Source organism: Brucella sp. BE17, from assembly GCF_039545455.1.
Taxonomy (GTDB): Bacteria; Pseudomonadota; Alphaproteobacteria; order Rhizobiales; family Rhizobiaceae; genus Brucella.
In genome coordinates, this window is record NZ_CP154468.1 from 1,202,215 (window position 1) to 1,223,297 (window position 21,083).

The window sequence follows — 21,083 nt, forward strand, 5'->3', positions numbered from 1 at the left end:
CTGTTAGCTCGACTTTGTACAAAATTGGCATCGATTTAAGTGCCGCATTGAGCGTCTTTGGTGAATCAATTCGCCGCAGTTTGTGATCTTGCGTTATTCGTCTGATCGGATTCGAACTGATGCATGACCAAAGCAGATGAATGCTATAATGAGGCCGGGGATGCGGTTCCTCATCGTCTTCACCAATGGCTTGAACCTTTTCGTTTTGGGTTCACAGCCCCAACATGAAACCACGTGCTCGTCCTTGTTATGGGAGCGCTTCTCGCACCAGGGAAACGAACGGTAACGTCATGCCTGCGGATCACTGGTCGAGCCGATATGACCAACTTTGCCACTTATCACCAGTTTCTCAACCGAGCTCGCTGGAACCCACGTTTGTTGGCAAAGCATCTGTTATCTATTGTTGTGGCACGGCTTGTGCCTGAAGGCCCGGTTGTCATTGGTATGGACGACACGATTGAACGACGGTGGGGTCAGCGCATTGCTGCTCGAGGTATATACCGAGACCCTATACGTTCCAGCCACGGTCATTTCGTCACGGCCAGCGGATTGCGGTGGCTGAGCTTTATGGTTCTTTCTCCGGTGCCCTAGGCCAAATGCATCAAAGCGATGTCTGTGCTGACAATCCTGTGTCCTTCAGAACGATATAGCCAAAAGATGCTCCGAAGGCACAAGATGCTGACCGATTGGGCAAGGCAAGGCAAGGCCTGCTCCAGATATGTCGTTGGCTGCCAGGTCGCCAGATTATTTTTGTCGTCGATAGCAGCTTTGCAGTTCATACACTGGCCGCAGCACTTCCAGACAGGGCTAGGCTTATCACTCGGTTGCGCCTCGATGCTAATCTTTTTGCAGCACCGGCTCAAAGGCATGAGCGCACACTTGGACGGCCAGCGCAAAAGGGGCAGCCATTGCCAAAACTAAAGGCTCTTCTTAAGGACCCAAAGACCCAATGGGAGCAGATTGCAGTATCCTCGTGATATGCTAGGCAAACCAACAAAGTTCTCGACATCACGTCGGGAACAGCACTTTGGTATCGACGTGGAACACCACCCAAACACATTCGCTGATGCAATCGGGGCAGTTCGTATGGTTTTATGGGAGCAGGATATTTATCGACAGTCCACGTTTCACCGCGACATACATAAAATACCGCCAGGGCGCATCAAACGAATGGCCGAGGCGCTTTGCTTCGCTGCTTAATGTACAAAGTTGAGCTTAGGTTGTGGACACATTTGATCCATTCAGCGACGGCAGCGACCAGAGCGATTGTAGCAAGGTAGTTTTGAGCGTTTCGGTCTATCTGGTTGCGATACGTCGCCAGTTTTTGAGACGCCCGAAGAGACGCTCAATGATATTTATACGACGATAGATGCGTCGATCGAGAGGGTATGGTGTCCGCCTTGCAGCAGTATAGGGGATGATGGCCTTGATGTTCCTTGCTGTTAGCCAGTTGCGTAAGCTATCAGCGTCATAGGCTTTGTCAGCGAGCACCCGCCTTGGCGGTGCGACTGTTCCAAGGAGCGGCATGGCGATGCTGATGTCTGCGATGTTTCCCGGTGTTAGGGTAATGGCGACCGGTCTGCCGCGATCGTCGGCCAGGCAGTGGATATTGCACGTCCTGCCACCCCGCAATCGACCAATTGCTTCTTCATACTCCCCTTTTTGAGCCGGCAGCCGAACGATGAGCTTTGACGTGGCTGCTATCAATCGACAGTTCCTTTGGAACTGCCCCCGATGCCGCGATCTTCTCGAACAGGCGTTGCCAGATCCTGCGGCGGGACCAGCGATTGTAGCGGTTATAGATCGTGGTGGGGCCCATAGGCGGCAGGAACATCACGCCAACGGCATCCCGTCTTTAGCACATGCAGAATGCCCGAGATCACGCTGCGGTCATCGACCTTGGCTTACCCAGCTTGCCTCGCGGCAAATGCGGTTCGATCGCCGCCCATGCATCATCCTAAAGCCAGAAAAGATGGCGTGAAATATCTCCTCATCCATAAACCCATAGAAACACGATATCTATAGAGAAATATCAGAGAGCGGTATAGGTCCTGACCCTAGAGCGCGTCCGCTTTACTGGGGGTCATATCCGCACGATTTGAAGTAGTTGGCGCATTCTTGTGGTTCGAACAGCGTAACGATTTGGCCAACGGTATTCCATAAGCCGTCGACCGTTCGCTCGGCTTTTGCGCGCAAGACGGCCTTGAGCTTCGCGAATGCCTTCTCGATTGGGTTGAAGTCGGGACTGTATGGAGGAAGGTAAAGCAACCGGCATCCGGCGTCTTCGATTGCGTGACGTACTCCTTCCGCTTTGTGTGCAGGCAGATTATCCATGATGACGATGTCGCCCGGCACCAAGGTTGGAATGAGAACCTGCTGGACATAGGCCTGGAATGCTACCCCGTTCATCGCGCCGTCCAAAACCATGGGTGCGGTCATTCCAGATAGCCTGAGGGCTCCGGTAAACGTCGTCGTCTTCCAATGGCCGTGCGGGACCGGTGAGCGGCATCTATCTCCGCAAGGGGCCCGTCCACGAAGCCGGGACATCTTCGTGCTCAGGCCGGTTTCATCGATGAAGACGAGCCGCGCCGGATCGAGATCGAGTTGGTCGTCGAACCAATCCTGACGACGTTTCAGCAGGTCAGGACGCTCCTGCTCCAGTGCATGCGCGGTCTTTTTTTGAAAGTCCAACCGCGCTTTCGCAGCCAGACGTCAAGCGCGCTGCGGCCGATCGATACGGCTCTGTCCTCGCGCAATCGCAGAACCATCTCGTTGAGCGTGATATCCTTTTCCTCTTCGATTATGCGGATGATGAAGTCCTCGTGAGCATCGAGGCGTGAACCACCGCGTCGGCCCTGCTTGGCAGGCGTCAACTGGGCCGCCCGTGCGCTGGCAATCCAGGCGATGGCCGTTGAAATGCCAATTCCAAATCTGGCTGCCGCCGATCTCGCCGACATGCCATCGCGTGACGCAGCCAGAACGCGGCTACGCAAATCATCACTGAAAGCTCGGGTCATATTGCCTCCGACCAAATCACCAGTCGAAGCGATAGAATCAGAATTCGGAAGCCAGGGGAATCCTCAACCCGATTCCGCGTTCAATGGACGTGCTCTAGGGTCAGGACCTATTAAATAACTTGCACCTCTGCGGAGGCTTTGATTCATTTGGATCGAAAGGAGTTCCGCGATGAGTGAGTTACTGTTGTTTTCAGAGGTGCAGATGCGCGGCATCGAACCGTATTTTCCGCTGTCGCACGGCATTCCGCGCGTTGATGACCGTCTAATTTTGAGTGGCATCATCTTTGTTTTGCGCAATGGGCTGCGTTGGCGTGACGCACCGAGAGAATACGGTCCACACAAGACGATCTATAACCGTTTCATCCGGTGGAGTAGGCTGGGCGTGTTCAACCGCATTCTTGCCGAACTGACCGCCAAACGCGGTAAGCTCGAACAACTGATGATCGACGCCACCCACTTGAAAGCCCACCGTACCGCAGCCAGTCTGCTAAAAAAGGGGATGTTCCCAGACGTATTGGGCGGACCAAAGGCGGGCTGAACTCTAAGCTGCATGCCGTCTGCGATGATCACGGTCGACCACTCATCCTGCTTCTGAGCGAAGGGCAGATGAGCGATTATAAAGGAGCGGCAAAGATGCTTCCCGCGTTTCCCAAGGCCAAATCCTTGTTGGCTGACAAGGGGTATGACGCCGACTGGTTTCGAGACGCCTTGGCAGCCCGTAAGATTACCGCGTGCATTCCATCTCGGGCAAACCGCAAACTCGCCATCCCGTATGACCCGGTGCTCTATAAAAAGCGCCACAAAATCGAAAACATGTTCGGCAAGCTTAAGGACTGGAGGAGAATTCATACACGATACGACCCATGCGCCCACGCATTCTTCTCAAGCATATGCTTCGCTGCAGCCGTGATCTTCTGGCTTGGATTTAACGAGTCCTGACCCTAGTGATGCGCAACACACCCGCATCGGTATAGGCGTACATATCCCTGTTGAGGTCCCTGAGTGGATAAGGGCGCCCGCCGGAGCAGAGATAATCGTCGATATAGCCGATATCTTCCATCTCCCCCGATCAGGTCTAAAATCTGCATCTCACCGTAGGTATCGTTTACGCTTCGACTATGGTTAGGGTAAGAGAATTCTTGAAACCGACAAAATTATATAAATCCGTCAGCCCATCCATCATGCCGAAATAAAGATAGTTAAACGCTTCAAGCGCGCCGGCGCGGGGTAAGTGCACGCTATGATTACGGACGGTTCTGCTGCAAACGTTTTACCAATGCATTGGATATTAGGATTTTAACTTTTAATCAGCAGAGTATTCTTGATGCTCAAAGGACGTCATCCTGATAATTCTGCCATTCTTCTGTGTTTGCGATAGTAACCTGGCTTACCATTTGAGCCTTCGTAATCTGCAGTAAATTAACGGCGGAGCGCGGTATCGATCTTGATCATTCAACGGTAAATCGCTGGGTCATATGTCTCAATCCAAAACCGCCTGAACATATCAATCGGAACAAGCGTCAGGTCACACGCAAATGGAACCTTGATGCAACCTACATCAAGGTTAAGGTGAGTAGCTGTAATTATATCGTGCCATCGATAGCAATACCGATACGGTTGAGTTCTGTTTCAGCAAGGAACGCGATTTGACCACCGCCAAACGCCTTCTGCGCAAGGCACTGGCCAGCCAAGACAGACCGAAGCGAATTACCACGCTGGGATTGAGCTCATACACACGGGGCGCAAACAGCAAATTGTCTTTGCAGCTCAGATAACACACTCCATCAAACACCATTTCGAAGCATACGCGGCACAACTGCCGCCTCAGTTAAACGATGCCCCATATAATGAATTTTTGCGACAAAGCCCTTTATAGTGCAGCAGAACCTAATAATTCGGGACCGAACCGATAAACGAGCAGGCGTTCGTGTGGAGCATACCCATGGTTACTTCACGCTACCCAGAAAACGCTCCTCGTCGATTACAGAAGATCGCTCAATAACGTAATCGGTATTTGCTGCTGGGAAATTCCTCAACGCCCCCCAAGACGGGGGCACAAGGAGGAGTAAGCTGGACACACCAACCGTAGCCACGTAATTGAAACAAAATAGCCTCCGGCGAACCCGGTGTGGTGCGACCTGTCACAACATTTGACACGCACTTCACAATTGATTGGCCATCCGGTCGAAGGTTCGAAACAGCGCCTGATTGCCGTTGGTGCCCTCGCCATGAGCTCTCGCTTCGAGATAAAGTGTTGTGGCCAAGGCAAGACCCGGCAACGGCACGCCCTTGTGAAAGGCTGCTTCATTTGCGAGCTTGAGGTCCTTGAGCTGCAAATCAATGCGGAACCCGGCACTGTCGTCCTTGGCCAGAACCTTGGGACCGAGATTGTCGAGCATCCATGATCCGGCAGCACCGCCACGCAGGACTTCGCTCATGAGTGACAGATCTGCTCCATGCGCACGCGCAAGGGAAAAGGCTTCGCACATCGCCTGAATATGTGAGGCAACCATCAACTGGTTGCACATTTTAAAGACCTGACCGCTGCCAAGCGCACCGGCATGCAGGACGCTGGACCCCATGCAAGTGAGATAAGGTTTGGCAAGCGCGAAAGCGTCATCGCTACCACCGACCATAATGGACAATGTACCATTGACCGCGCCCACGACACCGCCGCTGACCGGCGCATCAACCATCTGGATGTCACGCGCGGCAAGGGCTACGCCCATTTCCTGCTCTGCTGCGGGAGCGATCGAACTCATATCAATGAAGAGCGATCCCTCCGGGAGCAGTTCCGCAAGACCGCCGGCACCAAGAACAACGGAACGAACATCCGGCGTGTCGGGCAGCATCGTAATGACAGTACCCTGCCGGTTAGCGGCTTCGCCCAATGTTGCCGCAACTTCGATCCCCTCAGCGCTCAGAGCATCGCGAACCTCCTCTCGCAAATCGAAAACCCGCACGGATACACCGCCCTTGATAAGATTGCGGACCATGGGAAGTCCCATAATTCCAGCGCCTATGAATGTTACCGGGCCACTGATTGCGGGGGTGTTGTGTACTTTCATGGGAAACGTGACCTTGTATCTGCGTAGTTTGATGCGAGGGAAGGATTGATGCGGACATGCCGCGCCAGAAGAGCAAGGGAATTGCGAAAGCCCCCTTGCTCAAATGGTATTCGGATTACTGGACGTCGATGATTTCCTTTGGCAATGGCGTGCCATGGTATTTCTGGTAGATATCATTCAGCTTGCCATTTTTCAGATTGGTCTTCACCCAGTCATTCAGCTTCGCAAGCAGGGCATCTTCATTCTTGCGCACACCGATGGCGAGGTTAAACACCTGAATGGTCACTTTCGGCTCAAAAGCCTTCTTCGGGTCTTTCGCCTTGATCTGTTTCACAAGCGTGGCGGATGTCGCAACCGCAGCCGCCTGCCCGGACACAGCAGCCGTGACCAGGGTCGCGTCATCCTCATAGCGTGCAACGCTAAAGCCTTTTTCCGAGGCTATTTTCGTCAATGCACTATCTTGCGTGGTGCCGCGCGTGACCGAGATTACCTTGCCTTTAAGATCGGCCCAGTCCTTTATCGGTGAGGCCGCAGGCGCCGCGACGACCGATTCAAGTCCAGCATAGGGCGTTGAGAAATCGATAACTTGCGCACGTTCCGGCGTCACCGAGAGCGTCGAAATCGCAATATCAGCCTTGTTTGTCTGAAGATTTGGAATCCGTGTAGCACCCGTCGTCTGCACGAATTCAAGCTGCAACCCCCAATCCTTTGCAAGAAGCTCGGCGGTCTCGACGTCGGAGCCAATCGGCTTCAGATTGGCGTCGAGCATTCCCGAAGGCGGAATTGCAAGATCCGTCGCAATCCTGATCTTGCCTGCTGCGGTAATACTTTCCAGCGTATCTGCCGACGTCGTCGCGATAGAAGCGGCGAATATGGCACCGGCAATACCAATCAATGAAAGCGTTTTAGTGAATTTCATTTTCATCTCCTCCTATGAAATATGTGACTAGAGATCGTGGCTAAGAAAATCTTGCAGCTCGACTGTTGCTGGGACGGTCAGTATCTCCGGACCGCCCTCCTCGTGGACGAGACCGCGATGCATGAAGATGACCTTGTTGGCGACTTTTCGGGCAAAGCCCATCTCATGGGTCACCATGATCATCGTCATGCCGCTTAGCGCGAGTTGCTCGATAACCTTGAGGACCTCTCCGGTGAGTTTTGGATCAAGCGCCGAGGTTACCTCATCAAACAGCATGACCTTCGGCTCCATGGCCAGGGATCGCGCAATTGCCGCGCGCTGTTGCTGGCCGCCGGAAAGCTGTTCGGGATAATTGTCAGCCTTGTCTCCCAGCCCCACACGATCAAGCACGGAGCGTGCGAGTTCCTTCGCCTCCGCCTTGGCGACATTCTTGACCGAGCGTGGCGCAAGCATGACATTTTCGCCAATAGTCAGATGCGGGAACAGATTGTAGCTCTGGAACACGATACCGACATCGAGCCTGAGCTTCTTGAGATCAAGCTTGGGATCATCCACGCGATGACCGGCCACCTCGATGCTCCCACTGTTGATGGTTTCAAGCCGGTCGATGCAGCGCAAAGCCGTGCTCTTACCCGAGCCGCTGGCTCCGATCAGCACGGCCACCTCACCCTTTTCGACGGCAAAACTTACGCCTTTGAGTACCGGAACATTACCAAAGCTCTTCTTGACGTCATTTAAAGCGATCATGGACATGGCGGGTTCTTTCCGTGTTCAGTTCTGTACAGCTTCCAGCGCGCGAACGCGTGGGCCGCGGTGTTCCAGCCGTTGGCTGAAGGCAGACAACGGGAAGCAAAGACAGAAATAGATGCAGGCAACGATGAGATAGATGAGGAAAGGCTCGAAAATCGAATTGTTGATCAACTGCCCGGCCCGGGTGAGTTCCACGAAACCCACAACCGAGGCCAGTGAGGTGTTCTTCACGATCTGGACCGAAAAACCAACGGTTGGCGGTGTGGCCAGCCTGATGGCCTGCGGAAATATGACCTTCGTCATGCGCTGCCACTTTGACAGTGCCAGACATTCAGCGGCTTCCCATTGGGCTTTCGGCACCGCCTGAAGGCACCCGCGCCATATCTCACCCAGATAGGCACTGACATAAATTGTCAGAGACAGCCCCGCCGCCAGAAGCGGTGAAATCGTATATCCGAGAGCAGGAAGCCCGAAATAACCCAGGAACATGATCACCAGAAGCGGCGTTCCCTGAATCAACTGGACATAGCCACCCGCAACGAGCCGGATTGTCCTTGAAGGCGATATTCTAAGCAGAGCAACGATCAGCCCCAGCGTACCGCCGCCGATAAAGGCCATGGCTGACAGAACGACCGTCCACCACGCGCCGACCAGCAGAAACTCGATATGATTGAAATTGAGCGCGGTCATTATCGTCTATCTCCTCACAAGGGCGTGCCGAGACGGCGGCGACGTGGAAACAGCGCCATGCCCGCGGCCCAGAATCCGATACGCATGACAATCGACAAGCCCAGATAGAGAAGCGCTACAACGATATAGGTTTCGAATGGACGATAGGTTTCGGACTGGATGAAGCTTCCGGCAGCCGTCAGTTCCTCGGTCGATATCTGCGACGTTACGGATGAGGCCAGCATCAAAAGGATGAACTGGCTCGTCAGCGCCGGGTAAACCCGCTCCATCGCCGGACGCAGGCCGACATGCCAGTATAATTGCACCGGTGACAGGCCCAGGCACTCTCCGGCTTCCCACTGGCCCTTCTGGATCGAATCGAAGCCAGCGCGCATGATCTCTGCCGTGTAAGCGCCGACATTCACCGTCAGTGCAATCACCGCCACCATGATGGCCGTGAAGGAAAAACCGAGGCTCGAGAGCCCGAAATAGATCACGAATATTTGGACGATGAAGGGCGTATTACGGATGGATTCGACATATGTCGAGGCCAGACCGCGAAGAACCCGCCCCCCTGACCGCCTTGCAATAGCGACAAGCGTCCCGATGAAAAAGCCGGTAAACGTGGTGATAAGCGCCAGTCTGGCGGTCAGCCCGAGCCCATCCACCAGCATGTCCCATCGCGACAACACAATCGAGAAATCCAGTGTCATTGGGGTCTCCCCAAACCAAGAGCATCCGGGGAGATACACCTTATGAGGCAAGCGCCTGCATTTTGCTGCAGATATTTAAGGTTCATTGCAAGGTCTCCTCCCCTACCCGTATCGCTGATCCTCCTCAGGCGTTGTTTTCCATCGCTGCCAGCTTTTCAACGCGCCGGACGAAATCTTCATTGCGGTCAAATTCAGCCGTCAGATATGCTGCGATGAGATCCTTTGCGAGCCACGGTCCGACGATCTGCGCACCGATGCACATGACATTGACGTCGTCATGCTCGACACTCTGATGGGCGGAATGGACATCGTGACAAACGGCCGCGCGGATTCCTCGGACCTTGTTTGCGGCAATCGCCGCACCAACACCGGTGCCACAGACAAGAATTCCACGCTCGGCTGCGCCATCACGAACCTTGGAGCACAAGGTACCGGCAATATCCGGGAAATCGACCGGCTGGAGATCGAAACTGCCTATATCCTCGATACTATGGCCCAATGCCTGTATGTGAGCGATCAAATCCGCCTTGAGGGGGAACCCTGCATGGTCGCTGCCGATTACGATTTTCATTTCAGGCCTATCCTTCTTACAATCTAAAGTGTTCTGGCAAAGTGTTCTGGAATGCGAATGTGCGATCAGGGCAGTCTCAAGCTTGCCCGGCGACGAAAATCCGCACCAATCTCGAAATGCTTTTCCAGAAGGTGATCCGCCGCCGTTCTGTCGCGATCGATAAGCGCGTCGAGGATCAGTCGATGATGATTGACGAGAAACTCCTCGATGCCTTCGATCTTGATGATCTTTTCACGACGCTCCAGATGCGAGCGCATCATCAGTTGCGAGATCGAGGCATAAAGCGTGACGAGCGTCGGTGAATGAGACGCCTCAACGATGGCCTCGTGAAACTTAAAATCTGCAGTTCCTCCGCGGTCGGGATCATCCATGGTATCGATGATCATACCCAGCGCATCGGTCATTCTTGCGAAATCGGTTTCCGTCGCACGCTGGCAGGCCAGGCGCACGGCATGATGTTCGATGGCTTTACGGGCTTCCATGATATCGCCGATGATATCCGCCTGATGCGCCAGCATGAAGCTGAAAACATCGCCAAGTGCCGTTACATCCGGACGCTTGACCACTGTTCCGACACCGTGACGAATTTCCACGGCCCCCACCATCGCCAGCGATCGCAGCGCTTCGCGAATGATTGGGCGACTGACATTGAGATGAAGAGCCAGCTCGCGTTCGGGAAGAAGAAGGTCGCCAGCCTTAAGCTCTCCTGAAAGAAGCTGATCCCTGAGAAACTCAACCACACGCGTGTGGGCTCCTGCCTCAGGCATGGCGCGACGAACTGGCTTTGCGAGCGTCATTTCACTTCCCTTCTGTGGTAAGACCACCTATATATCCACTTAATCGGCCTCGTCAAGCACTGTTGTGCGCGACGCTGCCCTTCCCGATCCAGAGGCCTTGAAACCATATAGTTTGCAAGGCAAACAAAAGGTGTGCAATGATTACTGTTCTTGGTTCAATCAATATGGATCTCGTCGCGCTGGTAGAGCGCCTTCCCGGCCCCGGCGAGACCGTATCAGGAAGCAGCTTCACCACCTCGCCTGGCGGCAAGGGTGCCAATCAGGCACTTGCCGCACGAAGGGCCGGCGCAGACGTGCGTATGGTGGGTGCCGTCGGCAGTGATTCATTTGCTCAAGAGGCGCTGCAAATCCTTCGTCAGGCGGGCGTCAATCTTAAGGGCGTCAGCACATCCACTGAGCATACAGGCACCGCGCTGATATATGTGGCGGAGAACGGCGAAAATACGATCGCGGTCGTGCCCGGTGCCAATGCAGCGGTGGGCGAAGAGCATGTGCGCACAGCGCTTGAGGGCATGTCGGACGGTGACCCCCTCGTTTTGCAAATGGAAGTACCAGGAGCAACAATAGCGGCTGCGATCAATGCGGCCAGACGCAAGGGGATACGTACCATACTCAACATCGCGCCTGCGACATCTGAGATCGCAAGTCTGGCGGAACTGGTCGACATTATCGTCGCTAACGAGACCGAATTCGAGCAACTGCTTGGTCAAAGAATTGCGACGAAGGAAGATCGGACTCAAGCTTTGCTGGACGTCCACGCCCGCCGTGGGCAAACGGTTGTCGTCACGCTGGGAGCTGAAGGGGTGGCCGCAGTTGCTGAAGGGCAGATCTTTACCGCGATGGGCTTGCCAATAGAACCTGTAGACACGGTAGGCGCGGGCGACACATTCGTCGGTTATCTGGCCGTTGCACTTGCTGAGAACTTGCCGTTTGCCAAGGCGCTAAGAATGGCAGCGGTCGCTGGATCTCTTGCCTGCATGTCACGTGGTGCTCAGCCAGCCATGCCGCTGCGCGACGAAGTTGAGAGACAATTATCACAAACCACATGATCGGCGACATGCCCCGACTTCTGTGCCGGTATAGGCAATAGTAGAAATAAAAACAACCGTTTATAGGTGTTGGTGCAGGAGTGCCCTTTGTATTTGAGATTTCCTACAGCGTCGGTTTGTAATGTTAAGGTTTGTTGAGACTTTGGATCGAGCCGATGCCTTTCAAGTATAATTCTGAACGGCAGTGGAACCTTAACTTGATCGTAATCTGTGTTAGCGTTTACATGATTACGGATAGGCTTGGTTCTTACGGCGCTGCAAATCGTGGGATCGTCCTTAGCGCTTTGGTCTCTGGAGCTCAGTATGGAAGCGCTTCAAACGTGTTGCCCTGCGATGCGAGAAAACCCAGCAAATTATCGGTCTATCGTAAGCTTTGCCGTCGGCCTATGCCTGATCAAATTCGTCCATACGACCTAGCGCACGGCAATCCAATAGACTTCTACCATGTTTCAAAGATTCGCCTCATCCTTTAAGTAACCGCAATCAGTTCTAAAAGAACTCAAGGTAGCTCTTTACTGCGCTGTGAATTGATTATTCGAATTTCTAGATCAAGGCTGTTGGATATGACGAAAAGCCCGTTGGGCAAGTCGTTTTTTTCGACCTTCCTGTTTATTTCGACACCATCAAGGCCGTGACGACGCCAGCGCTGTTGAAGTCGACGGCGCAGTTCTTCTTCGTCGACATCGATAAATATAGTAAGATCAAAGATGGGCTGGAGCCGATTCCAGGGTGCTTGCTTCACAAGGAGGTAGTTCCCCTCGCAGATAACAATATCATTTTTTTGCGCAATAAGCCTGCCGCCGGCGCGAGAAATCTCAATCGAACGGTCAAACACCGGGATGGCTATGACATCGTCCTCATTCTTTTTCAGGCGCAGCAGCATGTGCCGTAGACCATGAACATCGAAAGTATCGGCGGCGCCCTTGTTTTCTCGGCGACCTAGTTTTTCCAACACCATATCATCATAGTGGTAGCCGTCCATAGGGAAGAGAGCCGCGTTAACCACGCCTTCTTCATTCAAAATTTCGACGGCACGCTCCGCCAAGGTCGACTTTCCTGAACCCGGCGCACCGGCGATCGCAACAAGAATACGTTTCTTTTGCTTGTCGGCGAACCGCTGCAAAGCCACATCCGCGATCCTTCTGGCGTTATTTTCCAAACTACTCATGGAAGCTCCATCTTGTGTGTACGTGTTCACAGCATGTTCTCGTATATCAGACCTTGCATTGGTGCCCCATTATGCCAGCTTGCTGAAAGTTCTCGCTGAAAAATAGTGGCGTTGCGACCGCTTTTCTCAGATCAGCCTCCTAGGACAAATCTGGAAAATGAAAGTGCATTCTTGGCATCTTCATCCATTTTCGCTTCATCGGCACCCGCGCTGAGGTCGCGCCAGACTCTGATGTCGGACCCGATCGTACCTCCGGTCTTTACAAACGGCTCCATAACGACCGCGCCTGTATAGTTGATTTCGCGAAGAGCAAGGCCAATCTCGTGCCAGGGAATTCGACCTTTGCCAGGTACACGACGATTGCTTTCACCTGTATGGAAATGACCGAGCAAAGGACCAGCTGTTCTGATCGCATCACCAAGACTATCTTCCTCGATATTCATGTGAAACGTATCAAGCATGACTTTAACATTCGGCTTTCCAACGTCCTGAACGAAAGCCACGCCCTCGGCAGCCGTATTGATGACATGGTTCTCGAAGCGGTTAAGTACCTCTATACAAAGGTCGATATCCAGATCACTGGCAAAATCTGCTATATCATGAATCCCTTCGACGCCACGCGCTCTGTCCCCTTGCTTGTCGACGGGTTGTGAATAGTCAACAGGCCAATAAGAATGGAGTGCACCGCCGATTATTTTAATATCCAGCTTGGCCACATTTGTGAGAGTCTGCTCAAAGAATGACCTACCTGCCTGACGCACAGCACTGTCTGGCGAAGAAAGGTTCTTCGTCTTGGAAGGACCAATACCAGCTGTAAGAATAATATTATTATCCCTTGCCGTTTGCCTGATGACGGCAAGCTCTGCATCACTATACTCGTTGATGTGGTGCGCTGCGACTTCGATAATATCGAATCCAAGCTTTGCAACTTTCTCGACATAGGGGCCGAACTTTGCGCTCCACTCCTGTTCCCAGTAAGAGTAGTAAATTCCGTGCTTCATCGTTTTCTCTTCATATTGTTAGATACAGATTAGGGCTGACCGTGTTGCTGAAGGGCCGAATATTGGATCAGTACGCGTGATATCGGCCGTGATACCAGCATTGAGATCAAAGGGCGTAAAGCGAAACGCTCACCAGCAAGTAAAGCCGCCATCGACCGGAACGACCGCCCCTGTCATCAAGCTCGCCGCGTCGGAAGCGAGAAAATGGACAACACTTGCCACCTCGTGCGCCTGACCAAACCGCCCCATGGGTGTATCGGCACGCCAGTTGGCCGCAAGCCCGCTTGCTTCGGCATGGGCGATAAGCGGCGTTTCAATATAGGTCGGAGCCACTGCATTCACACGTACACCGCGCCCCGCCCATTCGGCGGCAAGCGAGTGGGTCAGATGATGTACGGCAGCCTTGGAAGCATTGTAGTGTGACTGTCCCTGAGGCCGGTTGACAATGAGGCCGGACATCGATCCGATATTGACAATCGCGCCGTTGCCGTTGGCAAGCATGTGACGACCGAAAGCGCGGTTGCACCAGAAAACGCCATTCAGATTGACATCGTTGACCGCAAGCCAATCGGCGTCTTCAACGTCTTCAGCAGCCACTGGAGGACGTCCTATTCCCGCATTGGCAATAAGAATATCCACAGCACCATACTGTTCGGCAATAGCATCAGCGGCTCGTTGCACCGCAACAGAATCTGTGACGTCAGTGACACATATTCCAACATCGAAACCATTGCTCATCAGGCCGGCCTTGCCTTCCTCTAGGGAAGCTTCATGGCGATCCAGTAAGACAAGCCGCGCACCTGCCTCCGCCAACGCTTGCGCAATAGCAAGACCAATTCCTCGGCTACCACCAGTGACAACCGCGACCCTTCCATCAAGTCTAAGTTTTTCCATATACATAATCAGTACTCCGTGAAGTATCTGCGAAATCAGTCAATATTGACTCTTAAGCCAAAGTAGCGGCGGCACGTGTGCCGAGTTATGTAAACCCGGTCATTTCAATGCCTGGCCTTCCGCATCGAAAATATGAGAGCGTTCAACATCAGGTGTTAGGAAGATGGTGTCACCACGGCGATAACCACGTTCACCGACAGCACGCACCGTCACGATCCCCAACCCTTCCACATCGACTGTGAAATATGCATCGCTTCCAAGCTGCTCCTCCACCAGAATCGTGCCTTTCCACAAACCCCTACTATGGTCGTAGCGCAGATGTTCGGGGCGGATACCGAATGTGAGCTTGCCTTCAGGAAGCGCAGACTTGAGATTGCTGATATTGATGTTACCAGCAGAAGTCTCGATTTGGTGAGGGCCGCTCGCCTTTGCATCGATGAAATTCATCTTTGGCGAGCCGATGAAACCAGCGACGAAACGGTTGGCAGGTGCATCATATAAGGTGATCGGCGTGTCAAATTGTTCGACACGGCCTGCATTGATAATCACGATACGATCGGCCATTGTCATGGCTTCAACCTGATCATGGGTCACATAGATCATCGTCGTCTTCAATTCATCATGAAGACGGATCAACTCCAGACGCATCTGCACGCGCAGCGAGGCGTCCAGGTTCGACAAAGGCTCATCGAACAGAAATGCTGACGGCTCACGCACGATCGCCCGGCCAATGGCAACACGCTGGCGCTGGCCGCCAGATAATTGCCGCGGGAACCGGTCAAGATAGGGTTCGAGTTCCAGCGCGCGGGCCATCTTTAAAACCCGTTCCCGAATTTCGATTTTCGGACGACCGGATACGCGCAGGCCAAACCCTATATTGTCAGCGACGGTCAGGTGTGGAAACAGTGCGTAGGATTGAAACACCATGGCCAGGTGCCGTTCGGCTGGAGCCAATTTCGTTACGTCGCGGCCATCGATGAAAACCTGACCGTGCGAGACATCCTCAAGACCGGTTATCAGCCGTAGCAACGAAGATTTGCCGCAACCTGACGGCCCGACGAACACCACAAACTCACCGTCTTTCACCGTGAGACTGACATTACGGATGACATCGAGATCACCGAAGCGCTTTTCGACGTTCTGGAGCGCTATTTCACCCATTCTATTTCTTCCTCTCGATCAAAGCAGGCCGGAGCCGCACAATGCTTGGATATCGCATCAATCGAAGATGATCCCACCGTCGACGTTAAGCGATTGACCGGTGATGAAGGCCGCATCATCAGACGCAAAAAATGCGACAGCACCGACGACATCATGCGGATAGCCCACACGACCCATTGCGGTTTTTTCGAGAACCTTTCTCAGCGTTTCGGGGTCTTCAAGATGCGTTCGCCCCATCTCTGTATGAATGACACCGGGACATACGGCGTTGACCGTGATCCCCATCTTTGCGACTTCCACAGCAAGCGCTTGTGTAAAATTGATAACCGCAGCCTTGGAAGCACAATAATGCGATTCACCTGGCCCGCCGCGTTTTCCGCCAATGGACGCAATATTGACGATACGGCCAGTTTTCCTTTCCTGAAATTGAGGAAGAAAGGCCTTGGTGACAAGGAACGTACCCTTGGCGTTAACCGCAAACATCCGGTCCCATTCGTCGGGCTCAATTTCGTTCGCCTGATGGACGGAACGCACGCCGGCATTGTTGACCAAAAGATCAAGATGGCCGCTGGCAGTCAAAATATCTCGTGCCATCAATTCGACCGAGTTCGGATCGCTGACATCGCTATAAACTATCTCACATAGTCCGCCAGCATCTCGTACAGGTGTAGCCAGGTCGGCGAGATCAGCCTTGCGCCCCTCAAGGTCATTTGCGAATACCCTGTAACCTTCCGCAGCCAAACGCTCGGCGATTGCACGCCCGATCCCGCGAGACGCGCCTGTAACCAGCGCGGTTTTGTTTTCTCCCCGTCGTGGTATCATTTTGAGCTCCCTTTAAAGCGTTGTTGTCAATCTTTCACAGCGCCCATCGTGACGCCGGAGACGATGTGTTTCTGCATGAAGAAAGTGAAGAGTACGGGCGGCAGGCACTGAATGACCGAGGCTGCAGCAATGTATTCCCAGTAAACGCGGCCCGTTCCGACAAAAGACGAGATAACAACGGGAAAAGTCTTGGCTTCTCGCGTTGTCAGGAACAATGCCAGCATGAATTCATTCCACGCGAAGATGAAGACAAAAGTCGCGACAGCTGCCAAGCCGCTTTTACTCAATGGAAGTACGACGTCCTTTAGAACCTGCCACCAGGTACAGCCTTCCAGTCGCGCAGCCTCGATGAGCTCCTTTGGCACGCGACGAACAAAAGACATGGTCATCCAAACAGCGAATGGAAGGTTGAATCCCGCATAAGCGATGATAAGACCGGGCAATGAATCAAGAAGTCCAGCGCCACGAAAGATCACGAATAGCGGCACCGCAGCAGCAATTGGCGGCATCATGCGTGTGGAAAGAATCCAATCGGCCAGCGCCTGTCTACCCTTGAACCGATGATTGACAAGTGCGAAGGCAGTGGGCACGGCCAAAACCAGCGCCAGGACTGTCGCCCCGATCGTCGCTATCAGTGAGTTGACGATAAACGGCCAGAACTGTGTCAGAACATCGTGGAAGTTCTTGAGATAGGTGAAGTCCGGCACCCAGACGGGAGGGATGGCAATGATGTCGACTGTTGGTTTGAATGCCGCAAGCATCAGCCACAGCAGAGGTGCAACCGAAATGAAGACAAAGGCCAGAACCAATATCAGCGGAATGATATCGCGGAGGCGAAAGGCGTTATTCATCTTCGATCCTCCTGAGAAGCTTCACGGCAAAAGTGGTAATGACGATGGATATGACCAGAATGATCACCGCCGCCGCCGAGCCGACGCCCGCCTGAAAGAACTGGAAGTTCTGCTGATAAGCAAAGAGCGTGAGGACCATGGTCGAGTCGCCCGGACCGCCTCGGGTCGTCACATAAACGACGTCGAAGAAGCGCAAGGTATCAATGATACGCAGAATGATGCCAAGCAACACAATGCCTTTAATCGACGGGATTTCCAGAAAGCGCAGGACATGATGCCACCTCGCCCCATCGACACGCGCGGCTTCATAGAGATCTGCTCGAATAGAAAGAAGACCGGCCATTATCAGCAGCATCATGAACGGCGTCCATTGCCAGATATTGATCAACAAGATGGAGATCATCGCCGCGGTGGTACTGCCAAACCAGGGAATTGGTCCAAGACCAACGCCACCGAGCAGATAGTTGGCGATACCGAGCACTGGATTGAATACGTAAGAGAAGATCATCCCGACAATCAGTGGTGTCACCATCATGGGTATCATGAACATCGAGCGCAGCCCGTTCACCCACTTCAGATGGCTGAGATTGACGAAGGCTTTCGCGATCACGAACGCAATAACGATCTCGCAAGTGATCGAAGTCACCGCAAGCAGACCCGTGTTCAGCATGGCACGAAGAAACAACTGATCAGTCAGCAGATTTACATAATTGTCCAGGCCGACAAAGACGGCCCGTTTCATCGCCGTTAGTTTCACTGCATGCAGGCTGAGATAGACCGAATAGATAAAAGGCCAAATAGTCAGCAGGGCAAGAAAGATGCAGGTCGGCGCGATAAACGCTGTCATCTGAAACCGATCGCCATGCAAAAAGGAGCGTGTCTTCGCCGCCTTCGGCGCGCGCGTCATCGAAACGGCGTGAGCCATCAGGGAAATCCTCCGCAAATCGGGAGTCGAGGGAGACTAGGTCTCCCTCGACAAAGAGCATCAAAGCAGGCCGTTCTGCTTCAAAAGCTTCGTTACATCTTCCTGTGCGCCATCCATGGCATCCTTGGCGCTCTTTTCGCCAATGATTGCCTTATTGACCTGTGCGCCGACAGTATCGATAAGCTGGAACGCGAGCGGGTGGCGTGGACGAACCTCCACCCAGGCGTCCTTCTGAGCTTCCAGAAGCACTTCGGTCCACGGAAATTTGGCTTGAGCGTCCTTGTCCTGCATCGCAGAAATCCTGCTCGGCGGCCCCCCTGCGAGAACAAAATCACGGTGCACAGATTTGCTTGCAAACCATTTCAGGTAATCCCAGGCTGCTTCCTTCTGGGCACCATGCGTGTTGACGCAGGCGATCCAGCCACCGATCCGTGTTATCGTCTCGCCACCATCCTTGTGCGGCATCAACGCCGCTTTGAACTTGCCAGCAATTTGGCTTTGCTTCGGATCGTTGGCAATTTGAGCGCGTACAGACCAGTCATTGATCATTGCCAGCTTCCCAGCTGCGAAAGCGTTGGCGCGCTCGTCCCAGGCGAAAGATTCCACGCCGGGTGGGCCGAATGCCACCATATCCCGGAAGAATTGTACCAAGTCGACAGACTCCTGCGAGTTTAATGTCGGCGTCTGGTCCTTGTAGGGTTCAGTTGAACCGATGTCGTTGGACACCCATGGTTTGCCACCGGCGCTATAGATCCACTCGAACCATTGCTGCCCTGCCGCCGCACCACGCTTGTTGTTCATGGCGTAACCATAGACGCCTGGGAACTCTGAGTTGTTCGTGAATGTAGCAGCCGCCTTCTTGAGTTCCTCGAAAGTTTCCGGCACTTTGATACCGGCCTTCTCGAAGAGATCTGTGCGATAATACATCAGTTCGTAGTAGATGCCGACCGGCATGCACATGCGCTGGCCTTCCCAACTTGCCATTGCCGCGGCAGAGGGAGTAAAGTCATCCCAAGCTGCGACCTCGGCGTTATCGGCAATCATGTCCTCTGCGCTGTCGAGACAACCCGCTTCGGCGAATTCACCGATCCAGATACCGTCAATAAGCAAGACATCATAGCTGCCATCATTCTGGGAACAGGCGAGAAGCTCCTTTTCATGCAACGCATCATAGCCGTAGCCGTCGATCTCAACATTGGCGCCGGTGAGTTTCGTAAAGCCGTCCTTAACGGTATTCATCGAGTCGATGAAGGGATCCGTGACCGTCATGACGCGCAGCGTCTTGCCACTATGGTCAGCAAGCTGGCTTTTCCAGTCGATCTCCTGTGCGATGGCTGTGGATGCACTAAGCAGTGCCATGACGGCTATCGAGCTCATCAGTCTTTTAGGCTGCATGTCATTCTCCTCCGTTGAAGGCGCGTTTTCACGCTTTTGCCAACTGCGCCCAAATGTCGGCAAAGGCTTTCCTGTGCGGTGAAGAGGCTCCACCACATCGTTCTCGTCATCATCCCGACGGTTACCGGCTATGGGTACTGTTTCAAACTGTGCAAGGCGGTGCCGTAGACCCCCTTACAACGAGTTCACATGTCAGTTTTTCGCGTGAAGCCGGTTTCGAACGACCGTCGAGATGTCCGCAGAGACGCTTCCATATAGCCTCACCCATGCGATTTACCGGCTGACGAATGGCCGTCAGTGGCGGCGTCGACGCATGCATCCACGAATAGTCATCGAATCCCACTACCGAGATATCCCGCGGTACGAAAAGACCGCTTTTGTTAGCACATGCGAGAATACCCAGCGTCGCAAAATTGGTGAGCGCAATAAATGCGGTAGCCTGGCGCTCTCCATCCATGAAGCCTGCAAGACGCTGTGTTGCCGTATCAAAATCGAGGCCCACCTCAATCAGCTTGGGCGGCGCAAGCCCTTCATTCGCCAGCACAGTTTCTATGCCCGCGCACCGCTCTCTGATGTTTTGAAGTTTCAATGTCGAAGCGGCGACGACAAACTGGCGATGTCCAAGGGCGACAAGATGTTGCGCGGCCTTGGTACCGGCATCGACATTGTCCATCGTCACGGCGTCACCCTGAAACAACGAAGGAACCCGATCCGCGACGACGAAGGGAACCTGTGCGTCGGCAAAAATTTTACGGCTCGTGAATTCGTCGCTGCACGGAACGATCACCACACCGCCGGGGCGCCAAGCTAGCAAAGCCGAAAGTCGCCTCGCCTCTTCATCAGGCTTGCCATGAGAACTGGCAACGATGATGTCGAAGCCTTCATGGCGTGCCTGCTCCTCTATCGAGGCAATAAGGGTTGTGAAGAAAGGATTGTTGAGATCAGGAACAAGGGCGGCCACTACACGTGCTTTCCTTGCCCGCAACTGAGAGGCCGCGCGATCCGTTTCATATCCAAGCTCCGCAGCAGCAGCGCGCACACGCTCGATCAGTTCGGCTTTAACCGCTCTGTTTCCGCTGAAGACGTTTGATACTGTTCCAGGGGAGACGCCTGCTCTCTTGGCGACATCCTTGATCGAAACGGCCATGTCATCCGCCTCCTCCAGCAGAATTCACGTAAATCGTTTTACGTAAATCGTTTTACAAGATTCTACGGAGGAGGCAAGAGAAAAATTAATGTTTTGAGAAAACCCTGCCAGCTTGATTATTGTTGACCTCCACACTATCGATTCGCGCGTCGGATCGGATCATATT

At 53.5% G+C, this 21,083-nt stretch carries 20 protein-coding genes and 2 pseudogenes; 4 read left to right on the forward strand and 18 right to left on the reverse strand.

What is annotated here, in order from left to right; genetic code table 11:
• Nucleotides 1-234 precede the first annotated feature (234 nt).
• On the forward strand, nucleotides 235-591 hold the full coding sequence (locus AAIB41_RS16785) for a transposase (protein WP_343315143.1): 357 nt from the start codon (nucleotides 235-237) through the stop codon (nucleotides 589-591).
• A 646-nt stretch (nucleotides 592-1,237) separates the two neighbouring features.
• Here the strand turns inward: AAIB41_RS16785 and AAIB41_RS16790 are convergent.
• Nucleotides 1,238-1,939 (reverse strand): annotated as a pseudogene (locus tag AAIB41_RS16790) (IS5 family transposase); the annotation flags it as partial.
• A gap of 134 nt (nucleotides 1,940-2,073) precedes the next feature.
• Nucleotides 2,074-3,017, reverse strand: a protein-coding gene (locus AAIB41_RS16795) for an IS630 family transposase (RefSeq protein WP_343313482.1) whose coding sequence is annotated in 2 segments (ribosomal slippage) — nucleotides 2,074-2,693 and nucleotides 2,693-3,017 — 945 coding nt in all. Because the reading frame shifts where the segments join, the coding sequence is not laid out codon by codon here.
• Between the two features lie 169 nt (nucleotides 3,018-3,186).
• Here AAIB41_RS16795 and AAIB41_RS16800 point away from each other — a divergent pair.
• Both AAIB41_RS16800 and AAIB41_RS16805 read left to right on the forward strand, forming a co-directional pair.
• Nucleotides 3,187-3,956 (forward strand): IS5 family transposase gene (locus AAIB41_RS16800; RefSeq protein WP_343314169.1). Its coding sequence is split into 2 segments (ribosomal slippage): nucleotides 3,187-3,520 and nucleotides 3,520-3,956, totalling 771 coding nucleotides; the frame shifts between segments, so codons are not numbered across the junction.
• A 385-nt stretch (nucleotides 3,957-4,341) separates the two neighbouring features.
• Nucleotides 4,342-4,699: pseudogene (locus AAIB41_RS16805) on the forward strand (DDE-type integrase/transposase/recombinase); the annotation flags it as partial.
• A 480-nt stretch (nucleotides 4,700-5,179) separates the two neighbouring features.
• Here AAIB41_RS16805 and AAIB41_RS16810 read toward each other — a convergent pair.
• The 7 genes from AAIB41_RS16810 to AAIB41_RS16840 all read right to left on the reverse strand — a co-directional run bounded on the left by AAIB41_RS16810 (nucleotide 5,180) and on the right by AAIB41_RS16840 (nucleotide 10,504).
• Complete coding sequence (locus AAIB41_RS16810) at nucleotides 5,180-6,085, reverse strand: NAD(P)-dependent oxidoreductase (protein WP_343315144.1); 906 nt, start codon at nucleotides 6,083-6,085, stop codon at nucleotides 5,180-5,182.
• A gap of 115 nt (nucleotides 6,086-6,200) precedes the next feature.
• Nucleotides 6,201-7,004: a transporter substrate-binding domain-containing protein gene (locus tag AAIB41_RS16815; RefSeq protein ID WP_343315145.1), complete on the reverse strand. Its 804-nt coding sequence runs from the start codon at nucleotides 7,002-7,004 to the stop codon at nucleotides 6,201-6,203.
• A 27-nt stretch (nucleotides 7,005-7,031) separates the two neighbouring features.
• Nucleotides 7,032-7,757: an amino acid ABC transporter ATP-binding protein gene (locus AAIB41_RS16820; RefSeq protein ID WP_343315146.1), complete on the reverse strand. Its 726-nt coding sequence runs from the start codon at nucleotides 7,755-7,757 to the stop codon at nucleotides 7,032-7,034.
• Between the two features lie 18 nt (nucleotides 7,758-7,775).
• Nucleotides 7,776-8,447 carry an amino acid ABC transporter permease gene (locus AAIB41_RS16825; protein ID WP_343316110.1) on the reverse strand — a complete coding sequence of 224 codons (672 nt, stop codon included), beginning with the start codon at nucleotides 8,445-8,447 and terminating at the stop codon, nucleotides 7,776-7,778.
• Between the two features lie 11 nt (nucleotides 8,448-8,458).
• Nucleotides 8,459-9,136: an amino acid ABC transporter permease gene (locus AAIB41_RS16830; RefSeq protein WP_343315147.1), complete on the reverse strand. Its 678-nt coding sequence runs from the start codon at nucleotides 9,134-9,136 to the stop codon at nucleotides 8,459-8,461.
• 124 nt (nucleotides 9,137-9,260) lie between these two features.
• Nucleotides 9,261-9,707 carry a ribose 5-phosphate isomerase B gene (rpiB, locus tag AAIB41_RS16835; RefSeq protein WP_343315148.1) on the reverse strand — a complete coding sequence of 149 codons (447 nt, stop codon included), beginning with the start codon at nucleotides 9,705-9,707 and terminating at the stop codon, nucleotides 9,261-9,263.
• A 65-nt stretch (nucleotides 9,708-9,772) separates the two neighbouring features.
• The gene (locus AAIB41_RS16840) at nucleotides 9,773-10,504 is read right to left on the reverse strand and encodes a FadR/GntR family transcriptional regulator (protein WP_343315149.1); all 732 of its coding nucleotides are present in this window, start codon (nucleotides 10,502-10,504) and stop codon (nucleotides 9,773-9,775) included.
• Between the two features lie 137 nt (nucleotides 10,505-10,641).
• Between AAIB41_RS16840 and AAIB41_RS16845 the strand changes: the two genes are divergently transcribed.
• Nucleotides 10,642-11,553: a ribokinase gene (locus AAIB41_RS16845; protein WP_343315150.1), complete on the forward strand. Its 912-nt coding sequence runs from the start codon at nucleotides 10,642-10,644 to the stop codon at nucleotides 11,551-11,553.
• Between the two features lie 499 nt (nucleotides 11,554-12,052).
• On the opposite strand, the gene AAIB41_RS16850 is transcribed toward AAIB41_RS16845, so the two are convergent.
• The 9 genes from AAIB41_RS16850 to AAIB41_RS16890 all read right to left on the reverse strand — a co-directional run bounded on the left by AAIB41_RS16850 (nucleotide 12,053) and on the right by AAIB41_RS16890 (nucleotide 20,917).
• A complete protein-coding gene (locus AAIB41_RS16850; RefSeq protein WP_343315151.1) occupies nucleotides 12,053-12,721 on the reverse strand; it encodes a nucleoside/nucleotide kinase family protein in 669 nt (222 codons plus the stop codon).
• Nucleotides 12,722-12,852: 131 nt separating this feature from the next.
• Nucleotides 12,853-13,722, reverse strand: coding sequence for a sugar phosphate isomerase/epimerase family protein (locus AAIB41_RS16855; protein ID WP_343315152.1), 870 nt, complete (start codon nucleotides 13,720-13,722; stop codon nucleotides 12,853-12,855).
• A 129-nt stretch (nucleotides 13,723-13,851) separates the two neighbouring features.
• Nucleotides 13,852-14,622, reverse strand: coding sequence for an SDR family NAD(P)-dependent oxidoreductase (locus AAIB41_RS16860; protein WP_343315153.1), 771 nt, complete (start codon nucleotides 14,620-14,622; stop codon nucleotides 13,852-13,854).
• A gap of 93 nt (nucleotides 14,623-14,715) precedes the next feature.
• A complete protein-coding gene (locus tag AAIB41_RS16865) occupies nucleotides 14,716-15,777 on the reverse strand; it encodes an ABC transporter ATP-binding protein (RefSeq protein ID WP_343315154.1) in 1,062 nt (353 codons plus the stop codon).
• Between the two features lie 57 nt (nucleotides 15,778-15,834).
• The gene (locus tag AAIB41_RS16870) at nucleotides 15,835-16,599 is read right to left on the reverse strand and encodes an SDR family NAD(P)-dependent oxidoreductase (RefSeq protein ID WP_343315155.1); all 765 of its coding nucleotides are present in this window, start codon (nucleotides 16,597-16,599) and stop codon (nucleotides 15,835-15,837) included.
• A gap of 26 nt (nucleotides 16,600-16,625) precedes the next feature.
• Nucleotides 16,626-17,450, reverse strand: coding sequence for a carbohydrate ABC transporter permease (locus AAIB41_RS16875; protein ID WP_343315156.1), 825 nt, complete (start codon nucleotides 17,448-17,450; stop codon nucleotides 16,626-16,628).
• Nucleotides 17,443-18,375, reverse strand: a complete 933-nt coding sequence (locus tag AAIB41_RS16880) for a sugar ABC transporter permease (protein WP_343315157.1) — start codon at nucleotides 18,373-18,375, stop codon at nucleotides 17,443-17,445. Before AAIB41_RS16880 ends, AAIB41_RS16875 begins: the two co-directional genes overlap by 8 nt.
• 60 nt (nucleotides 18,376-18,435) lie before the next feature.
• Complete coding sequence (locus tag AAIB41_RS16885; RefSeq protein WP_343315158.1) at nucleotides 18,436-19,770, reverse strand: extracellular solute-binding protein; 1,335 nt, start codon at nucleotides 19,768-19,770, stop codon at nucleotides 18,436-18,438.
• A 142-nt stretch (nucleotides 19,771-19,912) separates the two neighbouring features.
• Complete coding sequence (locus tag AAIB41_RS16890) at nucleotides 19,913-20,917, reverse strand: LacI family DNA-binding transcriptional regulator (protein WP_343315159.1); 1,005 nt, start codon at nucleotides 20,915-20,917, stop codon at nucleotides 19,913-19,915.
• Nucleotides 20,918-21,083 lie beyond the last annotated feature (166 nt).